Source organism: Stenotrophomonas sp. Pemsol (assembly GCF_003586545.1).
GTDB lineage: Bacteria > Pseudomonadota > Gammaproteobacteria > Xanthomonadales > Xanthomonadaceae > Stenotrophomonas > Stenotrophomonas sepilia.
In genome coordinates, this window is the sequence record NZ_CP025780.1 from 2712419 (window position 1) to 2731913 (window position 19495).

The 19495-nt window shown below is 68.2% G+C and carries 17 protein-coding genes; 11 read left to right on the plus strand and 6 right to left on the minus strand.

Annotated elements, in window-relative coordinates:
- Positions 1–25: 25 nt before the first annotated feature.
- Both PEM_RS12595 and pdxH read right to left on the minus strand, forming a co-directional pair.
- Positions 26–385: a hypothetical protein gene (locus tag PEM_RS12595; protein WP_111129184.1), complete on the minus strand. Its 360-nt coding sequence runs from the start codon at positions 383–385 to the stop codon at positions 26–28.
- 9 nt (positions 386–394) lie between these two features.
- On the minus strand, positions 395–994 hold the full coding sequence (gene pdxH / locus PEM_RS12600; RefSeq protein ID WP_095378345.1) for a pyridoxamine 5'-phosphate oxidase: 600 nt from the start codon (positions 992–994) through the stop codon (positions 395–397).
- Positions 995–1034: 40 nt separating this feature from the next.
- Here pdxH and PEM_RS12605 point away from each other — a divergent pair, with 40 nt between their 5' ends.
- The gene (locus PEM_RS12605; protein WP_069139385.1) at positions 1035–1862 is read left to right on the plus strand and encodes a kinase; all 828 of its coding nucleotides are present in this window, start codon (positions 1035–1037) and stop codon (positions 1860–1862) included.
- A 6-nt stretch (positions 1863–1868) separates the two neighbouring features.
- Here the strand turns inward: PEM_RS12605 and PEM_RS12610 are convergent, their stop codons facing one another.
- Positions 1869–2072, minus strand: a complete 204-nt coding sequence (locus tag PEM_RS12610; protein ID WP_005410663.1) for a dodecin family protein — start codon at positions 2070–2072, stop codon at positions 1869–1871.
- A 98-nt stretch (positions 2073–2170) separates the two neighbouring features.
- Between PEM_RS12610 and PEM_RS12615 the strand changes: the two genes are divergently transcribed.
- The 5 genes from PEM_RS12615 to mdtD all read left to right on the plus strand — a co-directional run bounded on the left by PEM_RS12615 (position 2171) and on the right by mdtD (position 6774).
- Positions 2171–2713, plus strand: coding sequence for a shikimate kinase (locus PEM_RS12615; protein WP_005418375.1), 543 nt, complete (start codon positions 2171–2173; stop codon positions 2711–2713).
- The gene (gene aroB / locus PEM_RS12620; RefSeq protein ID WP_111129182.1) at positions 2710–3822 is read left to right on the plus strand and encodes a 3-dehydroquinate synthase; all 1113 of its coding nucleotides are present in this window, start codon (positions 2710–2712) and stop codon (positions 3820–3822) included. The genes PEM_RS12615 and aroB overlap by 4 nt, the downstream gene beginning before the upstream one ends.
- A gap of 102 nt (positions 3823–3924) precedes the next feature.
- Positions 3925–4164: a WGR domain-containing protein gene (locus PEM_RS12625; RefSeq protein WP_053498927.1), complete on the plus strand. Its 240-nt coding sequence runs from the start codon at positions 3925–3927 to the stop codon at positions 4162–4164.
- Positions 4165–4189: 25 nt separating this feature from the next.
- Positions 4190–5272 (plus strand): uroporphyrinogen decarboxylase, encoded by a 1083-nt coding sequence (gene hemE, locus PEM_RS12630; protein ID WP_032954409.1) that lies wholly within the window; start codon positions 4190–4192, stop codon positions 5270–5272.
- 92 nt (positions 5273–5364) lie between these two features.
- A complete protein-coding gene (gene mdtD, locus PEM_RS12635) occupies positions 5365–6774 on the plus strand; it encodes a multidrug transporter subunit MdtD (protein WP_005418383.1) in 1410 nt (469 codons plus the stop codon).
- Between the two features lie 555 nt (positions 6775–7329).
- Here mdtD and PEM_RS12640 read toward each other — a convergent pair.
- Complete coding sequence (locus PEM_RS12640; protein WP_111129180.1) at positions 7330–10857, minus strand: hybrid sensor histidine kinase/response regulator; 3528 nt, start codon at positions 10855–10857, stop codon at positions 7330–7332.
- Between the two features lie 96 nt (positions 10858–10953).
- Positions 10954–14499, minus strand: a complete 3546-nt coding sequence (locus tag PEM_RS12645; protein ID WP_065178206.1) for an ATP-binding protein — start codon at positions 14497–14499, stop codon at positions 10954–10956.
- A 164-nt stretch (positions 14500–14663) separates the two neighbouring features.
- Here PEM_RS12645 and PEM_RS12650 point away from each other — a divergent pair, with 164 nt between their 5' ends.
- The 3 genes from PEM_RS12650 to PEM_RS12660 are packed head-to-tail and all read left to right on the plus strand — an operon-like array spanning position 14664 to position 16455.
- Positions 14664–15296, plus strand: a complete 633-nt coding sequence (locus PEM_RS12650) for a YceI family protein (protein ID WP_053499626.1) — start codon at positions 14664–14666, stop codon at positions 15294–15296.
- 10 nt (positions 15297–15306) lie between these two features.
- Positions 15307–15879 carry a cytochrome b gene (locus tag PEM_RS12655; protein ID WP_005418388.1) on the plus strand — a complete coding sequence of 191 codons (573 nt, stop codon included), beginning with the start codon at positions 15307–15309 and terminating at the stop codon, positions 15877–15879.
- Between the two features lie 3 nt (positions 15880–15882).
- Positions 15883–16455: a YceI family protein gene (locus PEM_RS12660; protein WP_005418389.1), complete on the plus strand. Its 573-nt coding sequence runs from the start codon at positions 15883–15885 to the stop codon at positions 16453–16455.
- Positions 16456–16526: 71 nt separating this feature from the next.
- Here the strand turns inward: PEM_RS12660 and PEM_RS12665 are convergent, their stop codons facing one another.
- On the minus strand, positions 16527–16757 hold the full coding sequence (locus PEM_RS12665) for a glutaredoxin family protein (RefSeq protein WP_032954410.1): 231 nt from the start codon (positions 16755–16757) through the stop codon (positions 16527–16529).
- Positions 16758–16857: 100 nt separating this feature from the next.
- On the opposite strand from PEM_RS12665, the gene PEM_RS12670 reads away from it, so the two are divergent.
- Both PEM_RS12670 and PEM_RS12675 read left to right on the plus strand, forming a co-directional pair.
- Positions 16858–18240: an L-serine ammonia-lyase gene (locus PEM_RS12670; RefSeq protein WP_065178205.1), complete on the plus strand. Its 1383-nt coding sequence runs from the start codon at positions 16858–16860 to the stop codon at positions 18238–18240.
- Positions 18241–18415: 175 nt separating this feature from the next.
- A complete protein-coding gene (locus PEM_RS12675) occupies positions 18416–19411 on the plus strand; it encodes an alpha/beta hydrolase (protein ID WP_069139380.1) in 996 nt (331 codons plus the stop codon).
- Positions 19412–19495 lie beyond the last annotated feature (84 nt).

Sequence of the window (19495 nt, forward strand, 5' to 3'; positions counted from 1 at the left end):
ACATCAGCCGAGCATGGGCTCGGCTCTACAACGGCTGCCCACCCGTCAGCAGCAGCTCGACTTCCTCCACCTGCACCACCGGCACCCGCCATGGATGATGCGGCACGATGCCCTGCTCGAAGATGCGCTGCAACCGCAGCGGATCCCGAGGCAGGCAGAACTCCAGGCGCACGCTGTCGACCACTTCGGTGCGCCCCGCCTCACCCTGCGCGGGCGACGCACCCACGCGCGGGCGGAACTGCTCGAACCCCGGCGCCGACCACCACATGCCGTGCTCGTAGTCACCCCCTGCCAGGGCATCCACCGCAAGGATGCCCTGCTTCACTGCGTCCAGTGCTGCCGACGGCACGAACACCACCACGCGGTACAGCGGCAGGCGTTGCATCAGTCAGCCTTACGGGTACAGCAGGCGCTTGCTCCAGCGCCCTTCCGCACCGGCTTCATAGCACCAGCGCTCGTGCAGGCGGAACTGCGCGCCGTACCAGAACTCGATGCGGTCAGGCACCACGCGCAGGCCGCTCCAGCCGTCCGGGCGCGGCACGTCCTGGCCCTCGAAGCGGGCTTCGACCTCGGCCACGCGCGCGTCGAATTCCTCGCGCGTGGCCAGCGTCTTCGACTGCTGCGAAGCCCAGGCGCCGATCTGGCTCATCCGCGGGCGGCTGGCGAAATAGGCGTCGGCCTCGGCATCGGCCACCTGCTCGACGCGACCCTCGATGCGCACCTGGATGCCGGCCTCGCGCAGGCTGCGCCACAGGAACAGCAGTGCAGCCTGCGGATTGGCCTGCAGCTCCCGGCCCTTGTGGCTGTCCAGGTGGGTGTAGAACACGAAGCCACGCTCATCGAACGCCTTCAGCAGCACGGTGCGCGCCGACGGACGGCCGTGCGTATCGGCGGTGGCCACGGTCATGGCATTCGGCTCGACCTCGCGGCTCTGTTTGGCCTCGTCGAACAGGCCGGCAAACGTGGACAGGGCTTCGGCGTACAGGTCGCTCATGGTTGCGTTCTTCTCACACGGATTGGGCTATTGTGGCTGCATGGCCGCTGCTGCGTATATGCCCCAGGTGAAAGGATTCCCCGAAACATTGGCCGAACAGGTGCTGGACGACGCGCTGGGCAGTGGCGCAGCGGTTCCAGTATTGGCGATCAGCGGCCTGCAGGGGAGCGGCAAATCGACGCTGGCCGCGCAGGTCGTGGCCCGCGCCCAGGCACGCGGCCTGAACGCCGCCACGCTGTCGATCGACGACGTCTACCTGACCCGCGTGCAGCGCCAACGGCTTGCCCGCCAGGTGCATCCACTGCTGATCACCCGGGGCCCGCCGGGCACCCATGACCTGCCGCTGGCCCACGCAGTGCTGGATGCGGTGGCCGCGCGGCAGCCCTTCGCGATGCCGCGTTTCGACAAGCTGGCCGACGAACGCCTGCCAGAAGCGCAATGGCCGCGCCTGCACCAACCGCTGGACCTGCTGGTGTTCGAAGGCTGGTTCCTGGGCACGCCCGCGCAGGATGACGACGCGCTGGACAGCCCGTTGAACGCACTGGAACGCGAGGCCGACGCCGATGGCCGCTGGCGGCGCTGGTGCAACCAGGCGCTGGCCCGCGACTACCCGGCGCTGTGGCAGCGCTGCGACCGGCTATGGTTCCTTCAGCCGCCGGATTTTTCGGTGGTACCGCGCTGGCGCTGGCAGCAGGAGCAGAACCTGCAGGCCACGCAGCCGGGCCGGCACGGCATGAGCCGGCCACAGCTGGAGCGCTTCGTGCAGTACTACGAGCGGGTCAGTCGGCAGGCACTGCACACCCTGCCCGCCCTCGCCGACCACGTGGTGGTACTGGACGGCCAGCGCCAAGTGCAGGACGTGCGCTGAGCGCGCCTATTCCACCAGGAAGGTCACCCGCAGGTTGACCCGCCACTCGGTGATCTCGCCGCTGCCATTGGTGACCACCTTGGTCTCGTTCACCCAGGCGCCCTGGATGCCCTTGACCGTCTCGGAGACCTTCTTCAGCCCGCTGCGCACGGCGTCCTCCACGCTCTTCGGCGAGGAGGCGGTGATTTCGATGACCTTGGCGACCGTCATGGCCTGTACTCCGGCTGGCGCGGGAGACCCCGCTGGAACGCCTACCCTGACGTGAAGAACGTAAAGGCCAGGGCACGGAGGTGTTAGCATCAGAGGGCATGAATCCTGCTCCGAACCTGATCCTGATCGGCCCGATGGGCGCCGGCAAAACCTGCATCGGCCGCCGCTTGGCCGAGCGCTTCACGCTGGACTTCGTCGATGTCGACCAGGCCATCGTCGATGCCGCCGGTGCCAGCATCCCGACCATCTTCGAGCACGCCGGCGAAGCCGGTTTCCGCAACCATGAACGCGAGGCCCTGGCCCGTGTGCTGGAAGGCCGCGGCCAGCTGGTCTCCACCGGCGGCGGCGCGGTGCTGGACCCCGACAACCGTGCACTGATCGCCCGCCGCGGCTTCGTGGTCTACCTGCGGGTCAGCGTGACCGCGCAGCTGGAACGCCTGGCCCGCGACAAGGGCCGGCCGCTGCTGCAACGCCCGGACCGCGAGCAGGTGCTGCACGACCTGGCCGCACACCGCGACCCGCTATACCGCGAACTGGCCGACCTCACCCTCGATACCGACCCGTACACCGCTGCCGATGCGACTGCCCAGCTGGTGGTCAAGCTGGCCACGCAATGGCAGCGCCAGGACCTGACTGCATGACTTCCCCCGCCCTGCTGCAGGTCGCCGTTGGCGGCGACCGCCCCTACACCATCACCATCGGCGCCGGTGCCCAGGCCGATGGCGCTGCACTGGCCGTGCACGTTCGCGGCCGCCACGTGCTGCTGCTCAGCGACAGCGAAGTCGCCCCGCGCTATCTGGCGCCGGTGAAGCAGACCCTGCTGGCCGCGCGCCCCGACCTGATCATCGGCGAGCACGTGCTGGCCGCCGGTGAGGCCTCCAAGACGCTGGCCGAATTCGGCCGCGCGATCGAAGCGCTTGCGGCGCTCGGCGCCACCCGCGACGCCTGCGTGTTCGCCCTCGGCGGCGGCGTGGTCGGTGACCTTGCCGGATTTGCCGCCGCCTGCTGGATGCGCGGCGTGGACTGCGTGCAGCTGCCGACCACCCTGCTGGCGATGGTCGATTCGTCGGTGGGCGGCAAGACCGCCGTCGACATCCCCGCCGGCAAGAACCTGGTCGGCGCCTTCCATCCGCCGCGTGCGGTCATCGCAGATACCCGCGTGCTGGCCACCCTGCCGCCGCGCGAACTGCGTGCAGGCCTGGCCGAAGTGGTGAAGTACGGTGCGCTGGGCGACGCGGTGTTCTTCGAATGGCTGCAGCAGCATGCCGATGCGCTGGTCGCCGGCGAGGATGCGGTACTGGCCGAAGCCATCGCGCGCAGCTGCCGGCACAAGGCCGCCATCGTCGAGCGCGATCCGTTCGAGAAGGGCGAACGTGCCCTGCTCAACCTCGGGCATACCTTCGGCCATGCCATCGAAACCGAGCAGGGCTACTCGGCTCCAGGCCGCGATGCGCTGAACCATGGCGAGGCGGTGGCGGTGGGCATGGTGCTGGCGGCGAAGCTGTCCACCGACCTCGGCCTGGCCGACGATGCCGACCGCGCTCGCCTGCAGGCACTGTTGGAACGCCTCGGCCTGCCGGTGGCGATCCCGGCCGGGCTGGACCCGCAGGCCCTGCTCGGCCGCATGCGCCTGGACAAGAAGAACGTGGCCGGCCGCCTGCGCCTGGTGCTGTGGCGCGGCATGGGCCGCGCCGAAGTGGTCCCGGACGTCGATGAGGCGGCGGTACTGAAGGTGCTGTCAGCCAGGTAGAGCCGGCCGCTGGCCGGCTCCTCCACGCATGAAGTTGCCGGCCAGCGGCCGGCACTACCACGTTGCGGCAGGGGTCACCCCTGCCCCGCTACAATCGGTGCCATGCACGTCTACCTGCAACATCCCGACGCCGGTGCGCAGGCACCACGTTTCCTGCGCCTGAGCCTGCAGCCGGACCTGTTCGGCGGCTGGGAGCTGCTGCGCGAGAGCGGCCGCGTCGGCAGCCGCTCGCAGCTGCGGCGCGAGCTGTTCCTGCAGGCCGACGACGCCCGCCACGCCTTCGAGAAGGCCCGCGATGCCGAACTGCATCGCGGCTTCCAGATCCTTTCGCACGGCGACTGACGCCGCTGCTCCTCCCGTCCAAGGAATGCCCATCGTGACCAGCCCTCTCCGCAACGATCGCCTGCTGCGCGCCCTGCGCCGCGAACCGGTGGACTGCACCCCCGTCTGGCTGATGCGCCAGGCCGGCCGCTACCTGCCGGAATACCGCGCGACCCGGGCCAAGGCCGGTAGCTTCCTGGCCATGGCCAAGACCCCGGAGATCGCCTGCGAAGTCACCCTGCAGCCGCTGCGCCGGTTCCCCCTGGACGCAGCCATCCTGTTCTCGGACATCCTCACCATTCCCGATGCGATGGGCCTGGAGCTGTACTTCGTCGAAGGCGAAGGCCCGAAGTTCCGCCATCCGGTGCGTGATGAAGCGGCCATCGCCAAGCTGGCGGTGCCGGACATGGAGCAGGACCTGGGCTACGTGATGGATGCGGTACGCCTGATCCGCCGCGAGCTGGACGGCCAGGTGCCGCTGATCGGCTTCTCCGGCAGCCCCTGGACGCTGGCCTGCTACATGGTGGAAGGCGGCGGCAGCAAGGATTTCGCACGCATCAAGGCGATGGCGCTGAACCATCCGCAGGCGCTGCACCGCCTGCTGGAGGTCACCACCGAAGCGGTGATCGCCTACCTCGGTGCGCAACGCGCGGCCGGTGCGCAGGCGCTGCAGGTGTTCGACACCTGGGGTGGCGTGCTGTCCCCGGCGATGTACCGCGAGTTCTCGCTGCGTTACCTGCAGCGGATTGCACAGGGCCTGGATCGCGGCGAAGGCAGCGAGCGCACGCCGCTGATCCTGTTCGGCAAGGGCACCGGCCTGCACCTGGAAGCACTGTCGCAGACCGGCGCCGATGCACTTGGCCTGGACTGGACGCTGGACCTGGACGAAGCAATGCGCCGCACCGGTGGTCGCGTCGCGCTGCAGGGCAACCTCGACCCGACCACGCTGTACGCCTCGCCGGATGCGATCGCCACGGCCGCAGCGCGCGTGCTCGACACCTATGCCGCCGGCAACGGCGGCTCGCGCGAAGGCCATGTGTTCAACCTCGGCCACGGCATGTCGCCGGACATGGACCCGGCGCACGTGCAGGTCCTGGTCGACGCGGTGCACGCGCACAGCCAACGCTGAGCATTCCGCATGCCATCACGGCGCGATGTTGATCGCGCCGTGACCCGCAGTGCGCGATCATGGCGGCCCCCACGCTGCACCGGCCACACCCCATGTCCACATCGCCATCGACCTACAACCGCCAGCGTCCCCTGCTGTGGCTGGTGTCCCTGGCGATCTTCATGCAGATGCTGGACTCGACCATCGTCAACACGGCGTTGCCGGCGATGGCCGCCAGCCTGGGAGAGAGCCCGCTGCAGATGCAGTCGGTGGTGTTCAGCTATGCGCTGGCGGTCGCCACCTTCATTCCCGCCTCGGGCTGGATCGCCGACCGCTATGGCACCCGGCGCACCTTCCTGGTGGCGATCATCCTGTTCACCCTCGGCTCGCTGGCCTGCGCGTTGGCCCAGCACCTGCACCAGCTGGTCGGCGCGCGCGTGCTGCAGGGCATCGGCGGTGCGATGCTGCTGCCGGTCGGTCGGCTGGCGGTGATGCGCTCGGTGCCGCGCGAGGATTTCCTGCGCGCGATGAGCTTCATCGCCATCCCCGCGCTGGTCGGCCCGCTGATCGGCCCGACGCTGGGCGGCTGGCTGGTCGAGATCGCCTCATGGCACTGGGTGTTCCTGATCAACCTGCCGATCGGCGTGATCGGTTTCATCGCCGCGATGAAGATCATGCCCGACCATTACGCCAGCCATCGCACCCGTTTCGACCTGCGCGGCTACATCATGCTGGCCTTTGCGATGGTGGTGCTGTCGCTGGCCTTGGACGGCATCTCCGGACTCGGCACCCCACACGCGCTGGTGATGCTGATGACGGTCGCGGGCCTGGCTGCGCTGGTGGGCTACTGGCTGCATGCCGCCAATTCCACCGCACCCTTGTTCTCGCTGGCCCTGTTCCGCGTACCCAGCTACCGCATCGGCATCCTCGGCAACCTGTTCTCGCGCATCGGCAGCAGTGCCATGCCGATGCTGATCCCGCTGCTGCTGCAGGTCGGCCTCGGCCTCGGCCCGATGAACGCCGGCCTGATGATGGTGCCCGTAGCGGCGGCTGGCATGGTGTCGAAGAAACTGGCAGTGAAGCTGGTCGAACGTTACGGCTACCGCCGCGTGCTGATGACCAACACCGTGCTGGTGGGGCTGGCAATGGCCAGCTTCATCCTGATGACACCTGGCCAGCACCTGGCCTGGCGCCTGGTGCAGCTTGCGTTCTTCGGCGCGGTCAATTCACTGCAGTTCACCGTGATGAACACCGTGACGCTGCGCGACCTTGACCGCGAATTCGCCAGTTCCGGCAACAGCCTGCTGTCGATGGTGATGATGCTGGCCGCCGGTTTCGGCGCTGCGGCGGCCGGCAGCCTGCTGGCCGCGTTCGGCAATCACCTGGACAGCAACAGCGCGACCGCCGCGCTGCATGCCACATTCCTGTGCGTGGGCGCGATCACCCTGACCTCGACGATGATCTTCTGGCAGCTGCCTGACACCAAGCCCGAACCGCGGCAGGTCGAGCACGTCGCGGAGTGAGGGTGGTTCGGCAGGGCCTGCGGCCCTGCCCCCGCAGAGGCCGAAGCAACAGCAACAGCGAGCATTCCGTGGGTGGTGGGGCGGTGTGGGCTTGCATGACACGCCGTAAACCCCCAGACCGGCCCAGCCGCTGGCGGCTGTGCGTTCGGGCGCTTGCGAAGCAGTGCTTCGCAAGCAAAGCGCCCTCACCCATGGTGGGCTCGATGGCGCCATCCATGGCGCCAACGGTCCTGCAAGCCCACACCGCCCCACCTCTGACAGATTTTCGCTATTGGGTAGATCCACGCCGTGCGTGGATGAACGTCCATTGACATCGAATAGGTCGAATTGAAATCGAAATGCATCCACGCATGGCGTGGATCTACTGCAGATCGCAGAATTCTGTAGAAGGCGGGGTGGGTCCGGTTGCGGGAGTGTCCGCGGCATGGATGCCGCGGCCAAGCCCCCAGGGACGGGTTTACGGCGTCTCCCGCAACCGGACCCACCCCGCCATCCCACGGAATGCAGGCTTTTGACGTTGATCCGGCGGGTGCAGGGCTGCAGGCCCTGCAGAACCTACCTACCCATGACCCTGGCGATCGCTTCCACCAACAGCTCACCAGTCACCGGCTTGCGCAGGAAGCCGCCAATGCCGGCTGCTTCCACCTGCTGCTGCAGGTCCGGATCGGTCCGCGCGGTCACCGCCAGCAGCGGCAGCATGTAGCCCTGGTTGCGCAGGTGCTGGGCCAGCTCGAAACCGCTCAGGCCCGGCAGGTCCAGATCCAGCAGGCCGACGTCGAAATCGCCGGCACTGACCTCGCGCAGCGCCGCCAGCGCATGGCCGGCATGCACCACCTCGTGGCCGCGTGCGCTCAACAGGCCACGCACCACGTCGGCCACGGTGGCATCGTCCTCGACCAGCAGCACCCGCAGCGGCGGCATGTTCGCCGCTTCGTCGCGATGCCCCTCGGCCGATGCCTCGGCATCGCTGTTCACCACCAGCGGCAACGGCAAGGTCACGCCGAAACAGGTGCCCCGACCCAGCTGGCTCTCCACCTGGATCCGCCCCTGCATCGCATGCGCCAGCTCGCGGCAGATCGCCAGACCGAGGCCACTGCCACCGTACTGCGCGGCGGTACGTGCACCATCGGCCTGCTCGAAGCGGCGGAACAGGCGCTGCTGTTGTTCCTGGCTGATGCCCGGGCCGGTATCGCGCACCTCGAAGTGCAGCGCACGCAGCTCGCCATCGCAACGTGCATGCAGGGTGATAGTGCCGCGGCTGGTGAATTTCACTGCGTTCGACAGCAGGTTGAGCAGGATCTGCCGCACGCGCATGGCATCACCGGTCGCCTGCAGGCCCGCAGGCAGCTGGTTGTCGAGGACGAAGCGCAGGCCCTTCTGTGCAGCCAGCGGGCCCATCAGCGCCGCCAGATCCTGCAACAGGCCATTCAACGCAAACGACTGCGACTGCAGTTCCAGGCGCCCGGACTCGATCCGCGCCAGGTCCAGCGCATCGTTGACCAGGTGCAGCAGGTGCTCGCCAGCATGCCGGATCGACTGCGTGTAGCCACGCTGCTGCGGGTCCAGTGGCGAGGCCAGCAGCAGCTCGCTCATGCCCAGCACGCCGGTCATCGGCGTGCGGATCTCATGGCCAAGGTTGGCCAGGAAGCGGGTCTTGGCCGCCGACGCCTGCTCGGCCAGTTCCTGCTTGTGCAGCGCCAGCTGGTAGGCGTGCCGCCGCTGCAGGCGGCGTCGGTACAGCCAAGCAAACCAGCTGGTCAGCAGCAACCCGACCGACGCCAGCACCAGCAGGCCGGACAGGCTGCGCCACCACGGCGGCTGCACGCGGAATTCCAGGCTCTGCACCCGCGACCACACATGGTCGGCCGACCGGGCCTGTACTTCCAGCCGGTAGCTGCCCGGCGCCAGGCGCGAGAACAGGCGCTCGCCGGCCGGGCCGACTTCGACCCAATCGGGGTCGTAGCCGGCCAGGCGGTAGCGGTACGTATTGGACGCCGAGTCGGCGAAGGACAGCAATCGCGCGACGATGCGCAGGTCGCGGTCGCCATCGGCGATCTGCAACGGCGCATCGTGGGTCATGTCCAGCACCTGCTCGTTGCGGCGCACTTCCACCCGCTCGATCACCAGCGGGGCGCGACGGACCGAAGGCCGTACCTGCTCGGGGTCGAACACCACCGCGCCCGCTGCCGTTCCGGCCACCAGGTGGCCATCGGCCGCTGCGATCAAGGTGTGCTCGCGGAATTCCTGGCTTGGCAGGCCGTCGTGCACGCCGTACAGGCGCACGCTCTGCCCATCGGCACTGACACGTACCAGGCCGCGTGCGCTGGTCGCCCAGGCCACGCCCTGCGCATCCACCACCAGGCCGGAGGCGGAGATCGCCGGATAGCCCTGTTCGGCACCGACCACCGCCTGCCGTTCCAGGCGTCCCTGGCTCCAGCGGTAACGGGACAGGCGACCATCCTCGGACAACCAGACCTGGCCGTCACGGCCCACATGCAACGCATGGATCGCCGTTGCCGGCGCACCCGGCACCGGCTGGAAGCGCTCGCTTTCCGGCAGCCACTGCAGCAGGCCACGGCTGCTGGCCAGCCAGATGTGGTCCTGCGGACCGCATTCCACATCGAGGTTGAGCTGGCCCTGCTGCAGGCCGCGCTGGCCATTGTCCAGCTGGCGCCGCACGTGGCCGTCGAGGTCGCGCTGCTGCAGGCCTGCGGGCAGCATCAACCAGAGACTGTCGCCGTCGCAGGTCATCATCGCTTCGACCACCCCTTCCATCGCCGCATCTGCACCGGCATCACGGCCCCAACGACGCAGTTCGCGCCGTTGCGGGTCGTAGCGCACCAGCGCATCGGTCGATCCAATCCAGACCTGGCCACGCCGGTCCTCACGCACCGAGGTCAACCAGTGCATGCCGTTGACCCAGGTGCGATGCTGCTCGATCCTGCCGGTCTTCGGATCGAAGCGGTCCAGCGCGCCATGGCTGCCCACCGTCCAGACGCCGCCGTTGCTGGAGGGGCTGGTACCCAGCACGAGCGCATTGCGCAGCGAGCTGGGGTCATCCTCCAGGCGCGACAGCACCGAGAACTGCCACCAGCGTGGCAGCAGGTGCCACAGCCCGGCATTGGTGCTGGCCAACCAGATGCCACCTTCGCGGTCCTCGTAGGCACCGGTCCAGTTCGGCCGTACCGGACCGCGCGCGATCGCGCTGTACAGCGGCACGGTCTGGTACTGGCCATCGACCGCACGCCCCAGCCCGGTGCGTGTATCCAGCCAGTGCCCGCCCTGCTCGTCGCGCAGCATCATGCCCAGCACCTGCTCGCCCGGCGGCAGCTTCCACGGGGGGGCTTCGAAGCGGCCATCCGGGCGGCGCACGGTGGCGCCGGCCATCGTGCTGATCCACAGGCTGCCATCCGGTTCGGCGGTCAGTCCGTTGATCAGAAGGCTGGGGATGATGTCCGTACCGACACGCTCGAAGTCGGTCCCGGTCCAGCGCGCCACGCCATGCTTGGTGCCGATCCACAGGCTGCCATCGGCCAGCGTGGCCAGGTAGGGCACCGACGACGAAGGCAGGCTGCGCGGATTGTTCGGCTCGGGCAGGAAGCGCTGCAGGCGATCCTGGCTGTCCAGGCGGTACAGGCCGCCTTCGTGGGTACCGAACCAGATCGAGCCATCAGGCGTGCTGGCCAGGCTCCAGACCGTGTTGGTACCCATCAACGGCTGGCTGCTGCGGTCGTAGAAGTGCAACTGGCGGCGGTCGGCCGACATGCGCACCAGGCCGGCGTTCTCGGTGCCTATCCACAACTGGTTGCGGGCATCGACCAGCACCGTCCAGATGCGGTTGTCACGCAGTCCATCCTCGGAACGCCACACGCGGTAGGTGCGGCCGTCATAGCGGGCCAGGCCATCGTTGGTGGCGATCCACAGGTAACCGTAGCGATCCTCGGCCATGCGGTTGACGGTATTGGACGGCAGGCCATCGAACACCGTCACCTGCCGCGGGCTCGGAGGCACCGGCTGTGCCGCAGCGGGCAACGCGCAGCACAGGAGGACCAGCAGCAGCATCGCCGCCCGCAGATACACCACCGATTGCCTCCTCACGCTGGTCCTGATGATTCCCGCGCTGCGGGCGTCGGCATGGTAAACCGAAAGTCGCGCCGTTCACGCCCGGCGTCGGCGTCGTCACGCAGTCGCCTGTCGTTTCGCACGCGCCTGGGCGATGGCCGTCACCAGCAGGTCGCCGGTCACCGGCTTGCGCAGGAAGCCATCGAAGCCTGCGGCCAGAACCTGGGTTTCGGCATAGGCATCGGAACGGGCGGTCACCGCCACCAGCGGCAGTTCATAGCCCATGGTGCGCAGCTGGCGGGCGATGGCCGTACCGTCCAGCGCGGGCAGATCGAGATCGAGCAGGCCGACGTCGAAACCATCGGTGGCGATCTCCGACAGCGCGCCCAGGCCATGCAGCACGTGGACCACTTCATGCCCGCGCACGCGCAGCAGGCCGGCGATGACCTCGGCCACCGTGGCATCGTCCTCGACCAGCAGGATGCGCAGCGGCGGCAGTTCCGGCAGGGCCGCCACGTCGCCCGCTTCGCTGGCGGCCTGGCGCGTCCAGGGCAGGGGCAGGCGCACGCGGAACCGCGCGCCCTTGCCAGGCTGGCTGTCCACTTCGATGCGCCCCCCCATCGCCACCGCCAGTTCCTGGCAGATCGCCAGCCCCAGACCACTGCCGCCGTAGCGCGACGCGGTACGCGGGCCGTCGGCCTGTTCGAAACGATGGAACAGGCGCTGCTGCTGCTCGGCGTTGATGCCCGGGCCGCTGTCATGGACTTCGAAACACAGGCCGCCCTTTTCTTCCAGGCGTACGGCCAGGCCGACGTGGCCGCGCTCGGTGAATTTGATCGCGTTGCCGAGCAGATTCAGCAGGATCTGGCGCACGCGCATCTCGTCGCCACTGACACTGATCGGCCCGGGCGGGTCTTCGCCGCGCTGGAACACCAGCTGGCGTTGCTGCGCCATCGGCTGCATCAGGCCCTGCACCTGGTCCAGCAGCTCCCCCAGATCAAACGGGCGCAGGTCCAGCTCCAGCCGCCCGGCTTCGATCCGGGCCAGGTCCAGGGCATCATTGACCAGCCGCAGCAGATGGCTGCCGGCCTGCTGGATGGACCCGGCGTAGCCGCGCTGCACCGGATCCAGCGGAGTCGCCAGCAGCAGTTCGCTCATGCCCAGCACGCCGGTCATCGGCGTGCGGACTTCGTGGCCCAGCGTAGCCAGGAAACGGCTCTTGGCCTGCGAGGCCTGCTCGGCCAACTGCTGCTTGTGCACCGTCAGCTGCCATTGCTGGCGGCGGCGCAGCCGCGCGCGGATCGACCAGACCAGAACCACCAGCAGCAACGACCCCAGCAGGATGTAGCCGAATATCGCCATGCCGCTGCGCCACCACGGCGGCAGCACCTTCACCTGCAACTGCTGCGAAGGTGTCCACGCGCCCCGGGCAGTCGCGGCCTGCACCTCGATGACATAGCGGCCGGTCGGCAGCCGCGACAGGGTGCGCTGGCCATCGCCCCCCTGCTCCACCCAGTCCTGGTCGTAACCCTGCACGCGGAAGCGATACCGGTTGCCCTGCGGGCTGGCATAGGAAAGCAGCCGCGCATCGATCTGCAGATCGCGGTCGTCCGGTCCCAGCAGCAGGGTGCCGGTGAGCGGCAGCGGTTGCCAGCCGCGTGCGTCGTCGCGCCGCACCCGCACTTCGGCGATCACCAGCGATGAAGGCGGCAGCACGGTGTCGTCGGCATTCACATCAAAGGCGACCAGGCCGGTCTGGGTAACCGCCAACACGCGGCCATCGGCGTTCACCGCAGGTGGCCGACCGGTGAACTCGGCATCGGACAGGCCATCGCGTTCGTTGAACTGTTGCAGGCGCCGCGTCTTCGGGTCCCACCGCAGCAGGCCGCGCGGCGTCGTGGCCCACAGCTGGCCATTGTCGGCCAGCGCCAGCCCCCCCATGGTCACCGGCGGCACGCCCGCACTGCCGTCGATGCGCTGTATCAGGCGCAGGCTCATGCCATCCCACTGGTAGCGCTCGAAGGCGCCTTGGCGCGCCAGCCACAACTGCTGCGGATCGATCCATGCCAGATCGTAGATCGGGCCGCGCGAAACGCCGGGCACTGGCTCGAAGCGTCCGGCCTGCTCACGCCAGATGCCCATGTCGCCCATCACCCAGGGCCGGCCGTGGGCGTCGAAGCGGATCTGCTCGATCGGCGCATCGGCCGTCCCGCGGAAATGTTCCAGCGGATGACTGTGCAGCAGCCGGCCCTCTGCATCGCGCTGCTGCAGGTCCAGGCCCATCACCGACACCCACACCGTGCCATCAGGGGCCTGCCGCATCAGGTCGATGCGCTGGCGCAGGTCGGCACTGCCATCGATCCGCAGATCACGCAATGCGCCGGTGGCCGGATCGTAGACGCTGATGCGGCCGCCGCGTCCCAGCCACAGGCGACCATCCGGGCGCGGCAGCACCGACCACACCACGCCGTTGCCGAGCTGCCGGTCGCTGGCCAGCAGGCGCAGGGTGCCCTGCGCATCGAGCTGGTACACCCCTCGCGCCGAGCCGACGTAGTAGTTCTTCCCGTCGCTGGCCGCGCTCAACAGGTACTGGCTGTCCAGCGGCTTGCCGTCGAGCTGGTTCCAGATCGAGAAGCGCCGCCAGTCCGGTGGCAGATAGGCCAGGCCCTGGGTCAGCAACGCCACCCACAATCCGCCCTCGTGGTCCTGCAGCAGGTCAAGCACACCGCTGTGCGCGGTCAGGAAGCCGCTGCCGCGGTCCCCCTCCAGCCGGCGCAACGCCGCCGCATCCCCTCGCAACAGGCCATCGGAGGTACCCGCCCAGTAGCCCCCCTGGCGATCGGCCAGGACCAGGGCCGACCGCAGCTGGGCACTGTCGGCCCATCGCGGGCGACTGACCCGGTCCTGCCCATCGATGCGGTAGAGGCCATCGTTCTGGCTGCCTACCCAGATCGAACCGTCTGCATCACGGCTCAACCGGAGCACGCTCAGCCTCCCCAGTTCCCGCGCGGCCACCGGCTCGAAGCCGCTGCCGTTCCAACGCGCCACACCGGCTTCGGTGCCGACCCACAGGCGGCCCCGCGCGTCGACCAGGCTGGTGAAGATGCTGTTGCTGGGCAGGCCACCCGGGCGCGCGGGATCATGGGTGTAGAGGCGCACACTGCCGTCTTCGCCGAAACGGCAGACGCCATGGTTGTTGGTCCCGATCCACAAGGCGTCGTCGACATAGGCCAGTGCCCAGAACTGCCCCTGGCAGGTGGAATTGACCGTATCGAAGGTCTGGAAGCGCTCGCGGTCGGCATCCAGGCGTGCCACGCCCTTGCCATTGATGCCCACCCAGACCCGGTCCAGCGGGTCGATCAGCAGGGTCTCGATCTCGTTGCCAGGCAACGAGCCCGGCTGTTCCGGGTCGTGCTCCCAGACCCGCAGGCTGTTGCCGTCATAGCGGGCGAGTCCACCATCGGTGGCGGCCCAGACGTGGCCCTGGCGATCCTCGGCCAGCGCCACCACCATGCGAGACGGCAAGCCTTCGGCGGCACCGAAGCGGCGCAGGCGTGGTGTTTCTGCCATGTCCAGGGTCGCAGCCGCCGTGGCCATCGCCACCAGCAGCAGCAGTCCCATACCTGCGATGCCACGGCACCACAGGCGCCAACCGCTCGTCATCCTGAACCCCCTGTCCTGCGCCGATTGTCACACAGGGCCGGGGTCATGGCTGCAACAGCCTGTTTCCAGCGGCGGCACCACCACGAACTGTTGCACCCATGCACGCAACGTTGGCAGGGGGCTGTGCGTATGATCGCAGCGTCCCCTTCCGGAGCCCGCCATCGATGCGTCCCTGCCTGGCCCTGTTGCCGATGCTGCTCGCCACCGCCCCTGCCTGGGCGGCCGCTGACACCTATCGCCTCGATCCGGTGCACACGCGGGTGCTGTTCTCGATCGACCACGCAGGCTACTCGCAGGCCATGGGCACGGTATCGGGCAGCGAGGGGCGCGTGCGGTTCGATCCCGACAACTGGCGCGACGCCACCGTGGAAGTGGATATTCCGGTGTCGCGGCTGGACCTTGGTGATGCCAAGTGGAACCAGGCCACCTTGGCCCGCAGCCTGCTCGACGGCGAGCGCTTCCCGACCGCGCGGTTCGTCTCCACCAAGGTCGAACCGATCGATGCCAGGCGCGCCCACGTGATCGGCACGCTGACCCTGCGCGGGGTCAGCCAGGAAATCACGCTGGATGTGACCCTCAACGCCATCAAGCGCTATCCGCTTCCCCCGTTCCGACGCACCGCCGGTTTTTCCGGCAGCACCACGCTGAGCCGGCGCGCGTTCGGCATCACCGCCTGGCCGGGCGTCATCGGTGATGCAGTACAGCTGAGGATCGAGGCGGAAGCCACCCTCGACCGCAGCGACGCCCCGGGAACTCCCGCTCCCCTTCCACACTCCGACCCCAAGACGGCCCGCTAGAGGACCCCTCATGACCGCCAAGAACACCCCCGCCGCCTGGGGGAGTGTCAGCCAGATCCTGCACTGGTTGATCGCACTGCTGATCCTCGCCTTGGGCGTGGTCGGCCTGACCATGGGCGAACTGCCCAAGACGCCCAAGTACTTCTGGGTCTACACCGCGCACAAGTCGATCGGCATCACCGTGCTGGCGCTGGTGCTGTTCCGCCTGGGCTGGCGCCTGTACGCCGGGGCACCGAAGCCGGTGCCGGGCGTGCCCAGCTGGCAGGAGCGCATCGCCAGCGCCACCCACGTGCTGCTGTACGTGCTGATGTTCGCCATCCCGCTGTCGGGCTGGCTGTACGATTCGGCCAGCGGCCTGCGCCCGTTCCGCTGGTTCGGCCTGGTGGACGTGCCCAAACTGAGCGGCCCCGACCCGCAGGTCGTCGCGGTGTCCCATGCCCTCCACGAATACGGCTTCTGGCTGTTGATCGCGGTGGTGCTGGCCCATGCCGGCGCTGCCTTCTACCACCACCTGTTCCAGCGCGATGCAACGCTGTCCCGCATGTTGCCGCGTGGCTGGCTCGCCTCCCCTCAGAAGGACTGACCGATGAACCTGAAACTGACCACTCCGGCCGCCGTGGCCGCCGCCCTGGCCGGCATGCTGGCCACCGCTCCGGCACTCGCTGCCGATTACGCGCAGGCTCCCGGCGCCGGTTCGATCCTGGTGTTCGCCACCAAGTACGACGGCGAAGTGTTCACCGGCAGCTTCCCTGGCTTCGCGACCAAGCTCAGCTTCGACCCGGCCAACCCGGCTGCCGGTTCGCTGGATGTGGTGATTCCGCTGGCAGGCGCCAAGAGCGGCAACAGCGATCGTGACTCGACCCTGCAGGGCGCCGACTTCTTCAACGTCGGCAAGTTCGCCACCGCGCGCTACACCGCCAAGGGCTTCCGCGCCATGGGCAATGACCAGTTCGCCGCCGATGGCACCCTGGAGCTTCGTGGTGTCAGCAAGCCGGTCACGCTGACCTTCACCTGGAAGCCGGGCACCCAGCCGGTGCTGACCGGCAAGGCCACGGTCAAGCGCCTGGACTTCGGCGTCGGCGGCGGTGACTGGGCCGACACCAAGACCATCCCGGACGAAACCGCGATCAGCACGATCGTGAAGTTCGACGCGAAATAAACCGCATCTGGTAGTGCCGGCCGCTGGCCGGCATCACCGGGAACAGAGGGGTTGCCGGCCAGCGGCCGGCACTACCGATCGACGGCCAACCACGCCTGAACCGTGGCCGCGTCGAACGGCCAGTCCAGCTCGCGGTCGCCGCGCTCGTCACGCAGCACCGGCACCCGCGTGCCATAGCGCGCTTCCAGCGCCGGCTGGTCGTCCAGGAACACCGATTCGAACTCCGGCGCCCGTGCCCTGGCCAGCTCGGCCAGGGCCATGTCGCACAGGTGGCAATCGTCACGTTGGATAAGGGTCAACACCGGCCGGGCTCCCGTGGCGGAAATGCTGCGCCGCAGCCATGGAAGTGCGGCGTGAACCGCTAGAATAGCGATCTCTTCCGGTACCCGCAGTACGGCAACCATGGCTGTCAGCACGTTCGACGTTTTCAAGATCGGCATTGGCCCGAGTTCCTCGCACACCGTCGGGCCGATGAAGGCCGCCGAGCGATTCATCCATCGCTGGCTGCTCGACCCGGGCCGCCTGCACGAGGTCGCGCGCATCCGCGCCGATGTCTATGGCTCGCTGGCACTGACCGGCCGCGGCCACGGCACCGACAAGGCGATCCTGCTGGGCCTGGAAGGCCAGCGGCCGAACCTGATCGATCCGGACATCATTCCGGCCACGCTGGAGCGCATCCGCAGCAGCAAGCGCATCCAGCTGATGGGCCAGCACGAGATCGCCTTCGACGAGAAGCGCGACCTCGGCATGAACAAGCGCCAGAAGCTGCCCTACCACACCAACGGCATGCGCTTCACTGCCTACAACGCCGACGACGAAGTGATCGCCACCCGCGACTATTATTCGGTCGGCGGCGGCTTCGTGGTCAACCAGGACGACGCGGCCGATGATCGCATCGTGCCCGACGAGACCCCGCTGCCCTACCCGTTCAAGAGCGGCGACGAGCTGCTGGCGCAGACCGCGCGCAGCGGCCTGAGCATTGCCCAGCTGATGTTCGAGAACGAGAAGTGCTGGCGCAGCGAAGACGAGATCCGCGCGCGGCTGCGCGAGATCTGGAGTGCGATGCAGTCGTGCGTGGCGCGCGGCATCCGCGAGGAAGGCGTGCTGCCGGGTGGCCTGAAGGTGGGCCGTCGTGCGCCGGCGTTGTACCGCGAACTGTCGTCGAAGCCGGAAGCGGCGATGCGCGACCCGCTGACCACGCTGGACTGGGTCAACCTGTACGCACTGGCAGTGAACGAGGAGAACGCTGCCGGTGGCCGCGTAGTGACTGCGCCGACCAACGGTGCGGCCGGTGTGCTGCCGGCGGTGCTGCACTACTTCGATCGCTTCTGCCCGGGCGCGAACGAACAGCGCGTGTTCGACTTCCTGCTGACCTCGGCGGCGATCGGCATCCTCTACAAGGAAAACGCCTCGATTTCCGGCGCCGAAGTGGGCTGCCAGGGCGAGGTTGGCGTGGCCTGCTCGATGGCGGCCGGTGGCCTGGTCGCGGCACTGGGCGGCAACCCCAGCCAGATCGAGAACGCCGCGGAAATCGGCATGGAACACAACCTGGGCCTGACCTGCGACCCGATCGGTGGCCTGGTGCAGATTCCCTGCATCGAACGCAACGCGATGGGCGCGGTGAAGGCGATCAATGCCTCGCGCATGGCGATGCGTGGCGACGGCAAGCACAAGGTGTCGCTGGACAAGGTAATCAAGACCATGCGCGATACCGGCCGCGACATGCAGGACAAGTACAAGGAAACCAGCCGCGGTGGCCTGGCGGTGAACGTCATCGAGTGCTGATGACCCTGGGTAGAGTCGACCGCTGGTCGACTATCGCGTGCAGCGCGGGATTTTCGCGGTCTGATCGAAGAGCAGTCGACTGACAGTCGACTCTACCCCGTTGTCCCTGGCCGGTCGGACGACACCGTCACCGCGTTCCGGTTAGGCTCGGGGCTCCCCCACCCCGGATTGCCCCATGCGCGTGATCGCTGCCGCCCTGCTTGCCTGCCTTCCGCTGACCGCCCTGGCCGCCCCCACCTACGGGCCGCGGCTTGAGGGCTTCGACTACGGCTATCCGGTCAAGACCTTCGCACTGGAATCGCAGCGGCAGCCGCTGGAAATGGCCTACCTGGACATCGCGCCGAAGAAGGCGCCCATCGGTGTGGTGGTGCTGCTGCACGGCAAGAACTTCTGCGCCGCCACCTGGAAGGAATCGATCAAGCCACTGGTTGCCGCCGGCTATCGGGTGATCGCTCCGGACCAGGTCGGCTTCTGCAAATCCAGCAAGCCCGAGCGCTATCAGTACACGTTCGCACAGCTGGCAGCCAATACCCATGCCCTGCTGCAGCAGCTGCAACTGGGCGACGTGCCGGTGCACCTGGTCGGGCATTCGATGGGCGGCATGCTGGCCGTGCGCTACGCGCTGATGTACCCGCAGGACCTGCGCAGCCTGTCGCTGGTCAACCCGATCGGACTGGAAGACTGGAAGGCGCTGGGCGTGCCCTGGCGCAGCGTCGACGCGTGGTATGCCGGTGAAATGAACATCAGCTACGACAGCATCCGCCGCTACCAGCTGGATGTGTACTACGACGGCAAATGGAAGCCGGCCTACGAACCCTGGGCGCGGATGCAGTCAGGCATGTACGAAGGGCCCGGCAAGCAGGCCGTTGCATGGAGCCAGGCGCTGGCCTCGGACATGGTGTTCAACCAGCCGGTGGTCTACGAACTGAAGAACCTGCAGGTGCCGACCACGCTGTTCATCGGCCAGAAGGACCGCACCGCGATCGGCCGCGACCTGGCGCCGGCTTCGGTGAAGGCGACGCTGGGCAACTATCCAGCGCTCGGCAAGGCGGCGGCCGCAGCGATTCCCGGCGCGACGCTGGTCGAGTTCGCCGAACTGGGCCATTCGCCGCAGGTGCAGGACCCGAAGCAGTTCAACAGCGCCTTGTTGAAGGCGTTGAAGTCCCGCTGATCAGCTAGCGTGCTCGTGTAGAGCCGAGCCCATGCTCGGCTTATCCAGCAGGAGGGGATCTCGCCAGGAGCAGCCGAGCATGGT